This is a genomic window from Bacteroidota bacterium (genome assembly GCA_030706565.1).
GTDB lineage: Bacteria > Bacteroidota > Bacteroidia > Bacteroidales > JAUZOH01 > JAUZOH01.
Genome location: JAUZOH010000098.1, coordinates 1 through 11,613 on the forward strand (window position 1 = coordinate 1; position 11,613 = coordinate 11,613).

The 11,613-nt window shown below is 38.7% G+C and carries 10 protein-coding genes and 2 tRNA genes; 6 read left to right on the top strand and 6 right to left on the bottom strand.

Translation table 11 applies throughout. From position 1 onward, the window contains the following. Nucleotides 1-683, top strand: a 683-nt coding sequence (locus Q8907_07010) for a M17 family metallopeptidase (protein ID MDP4274011.1), incomplete at its 5' end; no start/stop codon positions are given. A gap of 7 nt (nucleotides 684-690) precedes the next feature. On the opposite strand, the gene Q8907_07015 is transcribed toward Q8907_07010, so the two are convergent. Beyond that, nucleotides 691-1,911, bottom strand: a complete 1,221-nt coding sequence (locus Q8907_07015) for a pitrilysin family protein (GenBank protein MDP4274012.1) — start codon at nucleotides 1,909-1,911, stop codon at nucleotides 691-693. Nucleotides 1,912-2,011: 100 nt separating this feature from the next. Here Q8907_07015 and Q8907_07020 point away from each other — a divergent pair. The 4 genes from Q8907_07020 (at nucleotide 2,012) to Q8907_07035 (ending at nucleotide 5,706) form a co-directional block, all read left to right on the top strand. Further along, nucleotides 2,012-2,084: transfer RNA gene (locus tag Q8907_07020), tRNA-Phe, on the top strand. A 393-nt stretch (nucleotides 2,085-2,477) separates the two neighbouring features. Beyond that, the gene (locus Q8907_07025; GenBank protein MDP4274013.1) at nucleotides 2,478-4,064 is read left to right on the top strand and encodes a HAMP domain-containing sensor histidine kinase; all 1,587 of its coding nucleotides are present in this window, start codon (nucleotides 2,478-2,480) and stop codon (nucleotides 4,062-4,064) included. A gap of 181 nt (nucleotides 4,065-4,245) precedes the next feature. Then, nucleotides 4,246-4,944 (top strand): response regulator transcription factor, encoded by a 699-nt coding sequence (locus Q8907_07030; GenBank protein MDP4274014.1) that lies wholly within the window; start codon nucleotides 4,246-4,248, stop codon nucleotides 4,942-4,944. A gap of 42 nt (nucleotides 4,945-4,986) precedes the next feature. Further along, nucleotides 4,987-5,706: a SprT family zinc-dependent metalloprotease gene (locus Q8907_07035; protein MDP4274015.1), complete on the top strand. Its 720-nt coding sequence runs from the start codon at nucleotides 4,987-4,989 to the stop codon at nucleotides 5,704-5,706. A 12-nt stretch (nucleotides 5,707-5,718) separates the two neighbouring features. On the opposite strand, the gene Q8907_07040 is transcribed toward Q8907_07035, so the two are convergent. The 5 genes from Q8907_07040 to Q8907_07060 form a co-directional block, all read right to left on the bottom strand. Further along, nucleotides 5,719-6,573, bottom strand: a complete 855-nt coding sequence (locus Q8907_07040) for a hypothetical protein (GenBank protein MDP4274016.1) — start codon at nucleotides 6,571-6,573, stop codon at nucleotides 5,719-5,721. A gap of 695 nt (nucleotides 6,574-7,268) precedes the next feature. Further along, nucleotides 7,269-7,339: transfer RNA gene (locus Q8907_07045), tRNA-Gln, on the bottom strand. A gap of 126 nt (nucleotides 7,340-7,465) precedes the next feature. Beyond that, nucleotides 7,466-9,019 (bottom strand): PspC domain-containing protein, encoded by a 1,554-nt coding sequence (locus Q8907_07050; GenBank protein ID MDP4274017.1) that lies wholly within the window; start codon nucleotides 9,017-9,019, stop codon nucleotides 7,466-7,468. A gap of 11 nt (nucleotides 9,020-9,030) precedes the next feature. Beyond that, nucleotides 9,031-9,366 carry a PadR family transcriptional regulator gene (locus Q8907_07055; GenBank protein MDP4274018.1) on the bottom strand — a complete coding sequence of 112 codons (336 nt, stop codon included), beginning with the start codon at nucleotides 9,364-9,366 and terminating at the stop codon, nucleotides 9,031-9,033. 11 nt (nucleotides 9,367-9,377) lie between these two features. Next, nucleotides 9,378-9,968, bottom strand: a complete 591-nt coding sequence (locus Q8907_07060; GenBank protein MDP4274019.1) for a PspC domain-containing protein — start codon at nucleotides 9,966-9,968, stop codon at nucleotides 9,378-9,380. A gap of 404 nt (nucleotides 9,969-10,372) precedes the next feature. On the opposite strand from Q8907_07060, the gene Q8907_07065 reads away from it, so the two are divergent. Beyond that, nucleotides 10,373-11,613, top strand: a 1,241-nt coding sequence (locus tag Q8907_07065) for a sialate O-acetylesterase (GenBank protein MDP4274020.1), incomplete at its 3' end; no start/stop codon positions are given.

An 11,613-nucleotide genomic window follows, 5' to 3' on the forward strand; every position in this document is an offset into this window, starting at 1 on the left:
TAAGTCTTAAACCCACCAGCGACAGCATGGATTATATGAAAAGCGATATGAGCGGTGCTGCAGCCGTAGCTGCAACTATCTATGCCGTTGCCAAGGAGAAGTTGCCCCTTCATTTGGTAGGGCTTGTTCCGGCAACGGATAACAGGCCGGGGAATAATGCCTATACACCGGGGGATATCATTACCATGTATGATGGGACTACGGTCGAAATGTTAAATGCAGATGCCGAGGGCCGCATGATCCTTGCAGATGCACTGGCTTATGCAGCTCATTATGAGCCGGAACTTATTATTGAACTTTCAACCCTGACCGGTGCGGCTTTAATGGCAGTTGGTCCAGGTGCAACGGTCGGCATGGGCACGGCTTCCAGCGGGGTATTTGAAAAATTGATTGAAAGTGGCGATAATGTTGGTGAACGGATTGTTCAATTTCCTTTCTGGGATGAATACGAGGAGTCTTTGAAGTCGGATATTGCCGATATTAAAAATATTGGGGCCAGGTATGCTGGTGCCATTACTGCAGGAAAGTTCCTGGCCCATTTCACAAAATTCCCTTTTGTTCATCTCGACATTGCCGGGCCAGCCTGGACAAAAGAAACGCAGGATTATAAATCAAAAGGCGGGACCGGTGTTGGCGTAAGGTTGCTTTTTGATTTCTTCAGCAAAAAGGTTGCCGGAAAATAGAAGATTGCTATTTGAAAATTAAAGTCGAGAGCATGTTCTCATCGAGTATCTCATTGGCAATGTCAAGCAATTGGGTGGATGTGATGGCATCCACCTTCTTTTTTATTTCTTCAAGATCATCTACTTTGTTGAAAATCATATAACTCCTGGCCATATTGAGCATCACGTTTTCATTGCTTTCAGAGGCTATTGCCAGTTGGCCGGTCATTTGTTTTTTCGCTTTGCTCAATTGTAAAGTACCCAGCTTTTGGGTTTTCAGTTTTTTGAATTCTTTGTGGGCTATGGCTATACTTTTTTCTATATTCCCTTTATCCGTCCCAAAATAAACGTTTAATACCCCAGTATCGGAATAGGGACTATAGGAAGCTTCTATATTGTATGCAATTCCATTGTGTTCCCTGAGGGCAAGTCCCAGACGGGAGTTTAATCCCGGCCCGCCCAAAATGTTGCATAAAAGGTTTAACGCTACCCTTCTGTCGTCTTTTACTTCATAAGCCAGGTTACCAATCATGCAATGGCATTGAAAAGTATTCTTTTCAACAATTTTGGTCACCGGTTGATATCCGTTGAATTTTATTCTGTGGTTTTTCCTCAGGTTAGCAGGAATTTCACTTAGATATTTAATGCAGAGTTTTTTAATCTTTTCGAAAGGAATATCATCAATCGAAGCAAAAACCATTTCATCGGTATGATAGTTATTTTTTATAAATTTGATGATATCTGCTGATTTAAACCTGTGCAGGTTTTTAGAATTTCCCAGGATGTTACGTCCTATGGGCTGATTTTTAAAGATCAGTTCTTCGAAATCGTCAAAAATCAGTTCGGCTGGATCATCCTTATATGAATTAATTTCGTCGATGATGACTTCCTTTTCTTTTTTCAGTTCTTTTTCCGGGAAAGTGGAATGGAATACCAGATCGCTGAGCAGTTCGAAGGCGCGGGAATAATCTTTTTTCAGAAAGGTGGCATAAATACAGGTTTCTTCCTTAGTGGTATAGGCATTCATTTCGCCCCCAACATCCTCGAGCCGGCTGATAATATTGTATGCATTGCGTTTGGTTGTTCCTTTAAATAAGGCATGTTCTATAAAGTGTGCCATGCCGTGTTCGTTTTCTGCTTCATCCCGCGATCCCGCATTGATAATCATCCCACAGTGGCCCACTATTGAAGGAACCTGTTTGTGAATTATCCTGATCCCGTTTGCTAATGTATAGGTCTGATAGTCCATAAGCCAAATTTATGCCGTAAAGTTACACATTAACCAAAAAAAAGTAGTCTATAATTTTTTTAAAAAAGAAATTTATCTACCTTTGCAACTCCAAAAACAAGGTACCATAGCTCAGTTGGTAGAGCAACGGACTGAAAATCCGTGTGTCCCTGGTTCAATTCCAGGTGGTACCACGAAGCCCTCTGAAAGAGGGCTTTTTTTATGTCTTTTTTTCAAAAAAACATAAAAAAAAAGGACGACTCCCGTCGCCCTTTTCCAACCTATTAACCTTAAAAACCAAAACTACTAAAAAAACCTAATTATCACCTAATTCTTTATGTGTGTATCTCTTATGAGATTAACAAAATCTATGCCAAATTTTAAATCATCTTCAGAACTTGCTCACAGGAATTGCAATTTTATTTATTGCAAACTAAGTATTAATTTTACAAAAACCTTATGAACTATTTATTTCCTTATTGACGTTACAAAGATAAGGGATAGATTTGTTAATGAAAGTTAACAAACGTTAAGAAATGTTAAAATTTTTAATTCTATAGTTAGGGGTACTGTATCTTTATCGCATTATGAACAAGAGATCTATTTGGGTATCAGTCATTGCAATGGCCATTGCATTAATGGGGTTGATTTGTTTCCAGGCATATTGGATTAAAAATGCAGTGGAGATTAAGGAGCAACAGTTCAGGCTGTTAGTTAACCGTACGCTTTCGAAAGTAGTTTACGATCTTCAGGGTCAGGAAACCCTATATCATGTCCTGAGTGAAATCAAACACCTGAAGAAAGATACTTCTGCCAATGCCGATGACCTGAGCTTAATTTTAAACTCCAAAAACCCGCACAGAATCAACCGAATTTTAGTACATGACTCTGTAAATGGAGTATTTATTACTAAAGATTCCATTCATCCTATAGCTAAAAACCCTCTGGCTGCATATTCAAAAGATACTGTCCCTTCATCCCGGCATTCCAAGGCTGGTATTGATACTTCAAAATTGGCCAGGACTCCCCTGGAATACCAGGATCTTAATAATAGCTTGTCCTACAGGTTAAAAGAACAAAGAAAATTTGTAGAAAATATCATTACCCAGATTATTCATTCGGATAAAAATATTGAAAACAGGATCAATGCTGCTGAATTAAACCGGATTATCAATCAGGACCTTAAAAACCTGGGACTGGATTTGAGGTGCGAATATGCAGTAAAAAAGTATAATGCTCAATATGTCCTGACTTCAGCAAATTTTGACAAAAATTTCAATTCGAAATTTTATTATACCCAGCTTTTCCCCAATGATATTTTTGCCCCGCCCAATTACCTGGTGATGTATTTTCCAACGGAAAATACCTATATTTTCAAGTCTATTGGGTACATGGGCATTTCTTCCATATTGCTGACGCTGATCATCATCTTCAGTTTTACTTTTACCCTGTTTGTTATTTTCAGACAGAAGAAGCTTTCTGAAATGAAAAACGACTTCATCAACAATATGACCCATGAGCTGAAAACGCCAATAGCCACTATTTCTTTGGCTTCTCAGATGCTGAAGGATAAGTCTATACCCGTTCAGGTCAAAAACCTGGATTATATTTCCGGTGTCATTGAAGATGAAAGTAAACGGCTGGGCTATCAGGTTGAAAAGGTTTTGCAAAGTGCGAAGTTTGAAAGGGGGAAATTAAGCTATAAGCCCGAACCTCTTGATGCAAATGAATTGATTGATAATGTGACTACAAATTTCGCCATTCAGGTTAAAAGTAAGCGGGGGCGGATCGAGAAGAAGCTTGAAGCGACCAATTCGCTGATTCATGTCGATGAAATTCATTTTACCAATGTTATTTCCAACCTTTTTGATAACGCCCTCAAATATTCCAACGGCGAACCCGTTATTTGTGTGAGTACAAAAAATGTTAAGAATGGTATTGTTATTTCAGTCAAGGACAACGGGATTGGTATCCGCAAAGAAAATCAAAAGCGGATTTTCGAAAAGTTTTACAGGGTCCATACCGGGAATATCCATACCGTCCGGGGTTTTGGCTTGGGATTAAGTTATGTAAAAAAGGTGGTGGAAGAGCATAATGGCAAAATTACCCTGGAAAGTGAAATAAATAAAGGTACTACTTTCCATATATTTTTGCCTACTGTGGTTGATAAATAAGAATATCTTTTACAAAGAGCAATAAGAATCAAAATGATTTTTACTGTTTCGCTCAGGTTTGGTATCTTTATTGCAGATATTCAGACCGACATGATCTGATTATGGAGAGTTAACACAAAGATGAAAACCGCAATGAAAGAAAGTTCAACAGGGTTTTTCATTTTTATTAAAATATACTGGGATGAATAAGGTAAAAATTTTGCTTGCAGAGGATGATGAAAATCTGGGTAATCTTTTAAGTGAATATTTGAAGGCCAAATCTTATGAAACCGATTTATTTACTGATGGAGAAAGTGCTTTTAAAAGTTTTGAAAAGACTTCTTACAATATTTGCATCTTGGATGTCATGATGCCTATCAAAGATGGTTTTACACTTGCCCGCGAAATCAGGATGATTAATAGTGATATCCCTATTATTTTCCTTACCGCCAAGGCAATGAAGGAAGATGTTTTTGAGGGTTTCAAAATTGGTGCTGACGATTATATTACCAAGCCCTTTAGCATGGAGGAACTGCTTTTCCGGATTGAAGCAATTTTACGCCGTACAAAAACCGACCAGCTGGTTACCAGTCAGACTGTTTTTAAACTGGGGAAATTCACTTTTGATGCCAATAAACAAATTTTGCAATCAGCAAAAAATAATTATAAGCTTACCACCAAAGAATCAGAACTGTTGCGTTTGTTGTGCAACAACATTAATTCTGTTTTGGAGCGGAATTTCGCACTTAAAACCATTTGGATTGAGGATACTTATTTTAATGCCCGCAGCATGGATGTTTACATCACCAAATTGAGAAAGTATCTTAAGGAAGACCCTTCAGTATCCATCATTAATGTTCATGGTAAAGGCTTTAAATTGATCATCACTTCTCCTGAATAATTTAGCCGGCCTGACAAATTGTGGAACAGCTGTTCAATCGACATGGAAAGCAAGACATTATTTTATAAAGATATAGGCGACATTCGCTTCATCAAGAACAATCATGTAAAAAATCTGAGTATTCGCCTGAAACCTTTTGAGGGTATTCGCGTGGTGGTACCACGTGGTTGTGATTTGCGCACTGCTCAGGAATTTGTGGCCAGGAAAATCCCCTGGATTAAAAAAAACCTGACAAAAGTTCAGGAAGCAGAAAATAAGTATACCATTTTTGACGAAAATACGGATTATTCCACCCAAAGTCATCAGCTTAAAATTATTTCCTGCAGTCAGAATGCTTTTAGGGTAAGTTTATCCAATGAATGGATAAAGGTTTTTTACCCTGAAACTTTGAATGTAAAAGATCCACGGGTACAATCCGCCGTGAGGCGGGGGATTGCCGAAGCACTCAGGATTGAAGCAAAAACATATATTCCTGGCAGGGTTCAACTTTTAGCAGAAAAGTTTGGCTTTCATTATAATCAGGTGACCATTAAAAATATAAAATCACGCTGGGGTAGTTGCTCGGGCGTGAACAACCTGAATTTCAGTTTGCATCTGATGCGTCTTCCTATTCCATTAGTAGATTTTGTGATACTTCACGAGCTTTGTCATACGGTCCATCACAACCATGGGCCAAAATTCTGGTCCCTTTTGCAGGAAGTAAGCGGAAATGCAAAAGGATACACTTCTGAAATGAAAAAGTTCAGGATAGAGATTTATTGAAAGGTAAGAAAATTAAGAATTTTCCGGATTATTAAGAATATTTTCCAGGCTTAAAACATATACCAGGGCTTTCTGGGCACCAAAAAGTTTTTCAAAAATTTGCAGAACGTTTTCTTTTACAGTGGTTTGCCAATCCAGGTAAGACAAAGTGCAGAGCTTTCCCATTTCCCTTTTTTCAAAAAAACGTTGCAGCATATTAATGCTGTCATGAAATGAGATAAAGGCCTTAATGGAAATCCTCAATTCGTTGCTTAGTAAATTATCTATAAGCCTTATTTCTTCAGGCATAATTTCAGCGGTGACCTGATAAAAATTGACAAAAGAATTTTCCCAATTGATGTAATGCATCAAATAATTGGAGATTTTAAAAACTTCTTTGTTATCTTCCTGATCCAATGCTTTAAGGAAAATCCCTTTCAATTCCTTTCTGTAGTTGGCTTTAATCCTGTCGTCAATGATATTGGATATTTCGGCTATATTTTTTTCATAGTCGTTACTGAAAGTGCTGAGTGAAAAATCCTTATCCTCAAAGGGATGTTTCAGCACGATGATCTGGTTGATCACTTTGATTTCATCGTTGATCAGATGGAAAAAGGGGAATAATTCTGACTGTTTGATATTTTGCAGCTGTTGATCAGAGAAAAAGCCGGCAGAGAACAGATTATTCAGATTTTCATCAGAATGGGTTATCCGGTCAATATCACTGCGGTAAATCTTCAGGGCTTCATTGATTTTGCTTTTAACCTGTGCTTTTTGTCCCTTAACGATAAGTTGTACATACAGAGGATAAAATTCTTCATTTTTATAGATTCTGGTTTTAGCTCTTTTATTCAGATAATGTTTAACGGTGATCTTTTTGCTTTCCATACCTTCGTTTAATTCCGGCGTTCTTATATTTTCTTAAGGTTTTCAAATCAAATATAGAGTTTTTTATAAATTTAAGCAAAAGCCTGTGTATAAAGTTGCCTTCGACTCTGCTCAGGCAAAACGACTCCGGGGTAAATTCAGAAAATACAACCACTGTGGCACTAAGGGCACGGAGAAATAATGAGAAATATTCCTCTGTGCCTTCTCTGTGTATCTCTGTGTTATCGTATTTATATTTTTATAGTTAATTATTTCACAGAGTTCCACAGAGGAATTTCACAGAGAGCCACAGAGTCCCCTGTTTTAAAGTTCCAGGATTTTCCTTCGTGAAGCGTTAAAAAATAGAATCTTTTTTGACTGCATTCCGTTCAAGCGAAACCGATGTCAAGCGGTGATACGCCAGCTGGCGGACCTATTCGCTCATTGGCGAATAACGCAGTCACAGTCTTTTTTGTGACGACAATTTAGCGAAGCGATCTCATTATCCAATATTTTATGGAGAATAAAAAGAAGAATAAAGTTTTCAAAGGCAAATACAACCACAGAGGCACTAAGGGCACAGAAAAATCATAAAATATTTCTTAGTGAACTCCGTGCCATTTAGTGGTTATTACCAGGAATCAGTTATTTGATTGATTGTCAGGAATGGAGGTTTATAAAAAAAGAAAGCCTTGAAAAATTTCAAGGCTTTCGAGTTGTCCAACCAAGACTCGAACTTGGGCCGACAGAACCAAAATCTGCTGTGCTACCATTACACCATTGGACAATTTTATTTAAGGCTTGGCAAAAGTACAAAAAATTATATTCCCAGCAACCTTAATAAAAATATTTTTAATAAAAGTCTTTTATTTTGCTATGTTCAAATGTTACATGCCTTTTACAAGGTAGATTTTCAGGGATTTACTTCTTCCAAACCATCGGTTTTCATCACCCACTTTTTCCCCACCATGTTTTCATCCCAGGTGCCGGAAACATTTTTAATGTCATGAAGAATTTCGCTCATGTTAGGGTTAATGAAAACCTTATAGTTTTCAGGTATTTCCAGTGTGATTGAAATATTGGGGAATGTCCATTTAGCATTTACAGGGAGATTGAAGTGATCATCCATCAGGAGGAGGGAATCCTTTTGTTCCCAGGAATAGATTATTTTTTGGGCATTCTGTGCTGCAATGTTTCTGTCCATTCCATGAGCCTCCTTTTTGATCAGGAGTTTTATCTGACCGTCATCGCTTTTTTCAATGGTAAAAGTTGGTTCCCCATAAATTTTATCCGCATGGTCAGTGACCAATATACGGCTGTGCCCATGATAGAACCACGAATCTATATTCAGTGTCTGCGGTTTACTTTCATTTACTTGAAGATAGAGGGTATTGGCAGGGTTTGCTTTCAACGGACAGGTCTGGGTTACCGTTTCATATTGGGCATAATTGCGGGCTTCTGTGAAGAACAGGGCAATCAGGGTCAGGATGCTGATAAACCATAAAACCAGTGCAGTTATTCCAATGTTTTTGTCGTTGGCTTTAAAGTGGAAAATGATTTTTGACCCTGCATAAATCAAAGCCACCAGTGGAACTGTTAACGCAATGATCAAACAGATGATTACCAGGGTTACATTCCCGGAACTGACAAAAAGATTTACCAGTTGTGGGAAAGAAACTTCCACGTTATTCAACGAACCCCAGAAAAGATCATGATGGAAAGGAAGGAACGTGAAGAAAAATAAAAGGGCCACACCTACCAGGATAAAGATGATCCCCATAAACAGGGCAAATATTTTCAGGCAGGTCCGGATAATTTTGCCCATAACATGCACCATATCATTGAATCCATCCGATCTTACGGTTTTTTTCACGTTATTCACCGCATCATTGTACTCATTGCGGATATTGGAAACATTAATTTCTTTCCCGCGCATTTCAAGTTTCTGGGCCGTAGTTAAAGCCTTGGGAACAACCAGCCAGAGGACAAGGTAGACAATTCCCATGACACCGAATCCGAAGAAAAGGATTACAAATAAAACTCTTATAATAACCGGATCTATATTCATGTAGGCGCCTAATCCTCCGCAAACACCTCCTAAAACAGCATTATCCGGATCGCGGTAAAAACGTTTGGAATAATAATTATTTGTAGTTGTTTTTCCCCCTGTTTTTTGTTTGGCCGGTTCACCGGATGTTTCCTTATCTTCACGGAAATCTTCGGGTTCCCCCATAATTTTGATGGCCTCCGAAACATCGTCCAGGCAAATTACTTCTTTCTGTTCTTTAAGCCTGACACTAAAAAGTTCGGCTATACGGGCTTCAACATCATCGATGATTTCCTTTTTTTCGGATTCATTTTCGAAATAATCGCCAATTTGAGCCAGGTAAGTTTTCAGTTTATCGTATGCATCCTCGTCAATGGTAAAAGCCATTCCGCCCAGGTTGATTTTTATCGTCTTTTTCATTTTATTGTGATTTACTGGTTAGGGTTTTGTCTGATGGAATCAACGGCGTCAACCAGTTCCTTCCAGGATTGGTCCAGCTCTTTGAGAAATTCGACACCTTCAGGAGTAAGGGAATAATATTTTCTGGGCGGTCCCTGAGGTGATTCCTCCCAGCGATAACTCAACAACCCTGCATTTTTTTGGCGGGTTAGTATAGGATACATAGTTCCTTCCACAACAATTAATTTGGATTTCTTGAGTTCATTGATGAGGTCCGATGCATAGGAATCATTTTTCGACAGTATGGACAAAATGCAGTACTCCAGGACTCCTTTACGCATCTGGGCTTTAATATTTTCAGTATTCATGGCTATTGAATTTAAAGCTTATTTTTTTTCTTGATGTTCTTAAATTCTTTACTGACATTCTTTTTGATATCCTGGAAAGAGGGGGCCTGGCCACGCATTTCTTCTTTTTGTTCAGGCGTTTTGGCTTCGGGAATAATTATCCACATCAGCAGGTATATCAACAACCCCGATCCATACAAGAGGAACAGGATAATAAAAAGTATTCTCATGAATATGGGATCGAAATTCCAGAATGCTCCAATGCCGCCGCATACTCCACCAAGCACCCTGTTGTCGGGATCCCGGTACATCCGTTTGTAGGGCTTTGTGCTCTGAGCTTCGGGCTGTTTGAAGTTCCCGCCTTCGCCAAATTCTTCAGGTGAACCAATGGTTTTTATGACTTCCTGCACATCTTCAATGTTGATCACCTCTTTACCTTTCCTTAATTTTTGCTGGAAAATTTCGGCAATCCGGCTTTCTATATCTTTGAGGATCTCCTGTTTTTCTGCAATTATATCCAGGCGTTCCTCTATGCTGCCCAGGTAGGTTTCCAGTTCGCGGTACGCATCTTCGTCAATGTTGAAGATCAGTTGATTAAGGTTGACTGTTAAAGTTGTTTTCATCGTATAATTATTTTAGGGTTTACTAAAGTTTAATACAAAGATATATAAAAATAAATATACATTGTATTACATAGTAGTAAAAAATTAAGATTATTTTTAAAAATTAAATACCTGTTGATCCTATAAAAGATAGGACCTGTAATTTACAACAAATTAAGGTATTGGGAAAAAGTTTGAATGTAATTTTAAATTTATCCCCTGTTTAAGGAATTATCCGGTGATAAGGGGACTGGCATAAAGTGTGGCGGTATTCGTTAAGTTAAGCCTGCAATTCAACCGGTACAGAAATGTAAGTACAGCCTTGAAAGGAGAAATATTTATCAAAGAATAATTCATGGAATTATAGAATTTCTTCAAGGAAGTATTGATATATTTAAAAATTATTCAACCTAAAATTTTATATTATGAAATTGCTGAATTACAAAGTTTTATTATTAATTCTGTTTATAAATGCAGGATCAGCCTCTTTGTTTGCACGCATAAAAATGCCTGCAATTTTTGGAAATGATATGGTTTTGCAGCAAAAAACAAACGTTTCGGTTTGGGGATGGTCTAATCCGAGTGCAACTGTAAAAATTGTTACTTCATGGAACAAAAAAATCTATTCCTGTAAGGCAGGGGCAAATGGTGAATGGAGGACAAAAGTTTCTACTCCTGCTGCCGGCGGGCCCTACGAAATAACCATCAGTGACGGGGAAACGGTGAGGATAAAAAATATCCTGATTGGAGAAGTTTGGTTATGTTCGGGACAATCGAACATGGAAATGCCGGTGAAAGGATTTAGAAGCCAGCCGGTATTAGGCTCCAATGAGGCCATTGTAGCCAGTAAAAATAACAAGATAAGGCTTTTCAATGCGAAAAGGGCTACCAGCACCACTCCGCAAACAAACTTTTCAGGGAACTGGAATGAATGCAATCCCGAGACAGTGGCTGATTTCAGTGCAAGTGCCTATTTCTTTGGGAAGATGTTGAACCAGGTACTGGATGTCCCTGTAGGTTTGATCTGTTCATGTTGGGGAGGTACTCCTATAGAGGCATGGACAAGTGAAATGGGCCTAAAACCTTTTTCGGAAATTAAGATTCCCGCCAAAGAAGACTCGGCAAAAGTAAATTCGCATTCGGCTACCGTACTTTTTAATGCAATGATTGCACCTGTGGTTGGTTATGGAATCCGTGGGAGCATCTGGTATCAGGGCGAAGCCAACAGGAATAATCCCGACTTGTATGAAAAGGAAATGCCTGCCCTGGTAGGTGATTGGCGCTCGAAATGGGGCATAGGAGATTTTGCCTTTTATTATGCCCAGATTGCTCCTTATGATTACGGAAAGTCCGGGTTAAATTCGGCTTATCTCAGGGAAGCCCAGCTGAATGCATTGAAGGAAATCCCGAATTCGGGCATGGCCACTTTAATGGATATTGGAGAGAAAAATTGCATTCATCCCTCTCACAAGGAAATTACCGGTGACCGCCTGGCATACCTGGCACTTGCCCAAACCTACAATATTAAAGGAATTGGTTATTCCGGCCCTACCTTTAAGTCGATGACAACTACCGGAGGCAAGATTAAAATTGAATTCGACCATGCTGCCAATGGACTGACTGCTTACGGCAAGGAATTATCCTGTTTTGAGGTTGCAGGGAATGA

Coding starts and splice junctions, on each gene's coding strand:
- Q8907_07050 (MDP4274017.1), bottom strand. CDS start 9,019: ATGAAAAAGACGATAAAAATCAACCTGGGCGGAATGGCTTTTACCATT.
- Q8907_07040 (MDP4274016.1), bottom strand. CDS start 6,573: ATGGAAAGCAAAAAGATCACCGTTAAACATTATCTGAATAAAAGAGCT.
- Q8907_07035 (MDP4274015.1), top strand. CDS start 4,987: ATGGAAAGCAAGACATTATTTTATAAAGATATAGGCGACATTCGCTTC.
- Q8907_07060 (MDP4274019.1), bottom strand. CDS start 9,968: ATGAAAACAACTTTAACAGTCAACCTTAATCAACTGATCTTCAACATT.
- Q8907_07025 (MDP4274013.1), top strand. CDS start 2,478: ATGAACAAGAGATCTATTTGGGTATCAGTCATTGCAATGGCCATTGCA.
- Q8907_07030 (MDP4274014.1), top strand. CDS start 4,246: ATGAATAAGGTAAAAATTTTGCTTGCAGAGGATGATGAAAATCTGGGT.
- Q8907_07055 (MDP4274018.1), bottom strand. CDS start 9,366: ATGAATACTGAAAATATTAAAGCCCAGATGCGTAAAGGAGTCCTGGAG.
- Q8907_07015 (MDP4274012.1), bottom strand. CDS start 1,911: ATGGACTATCAGACCTATACATTAGCAAACGGGATCAGGATAATTCAC.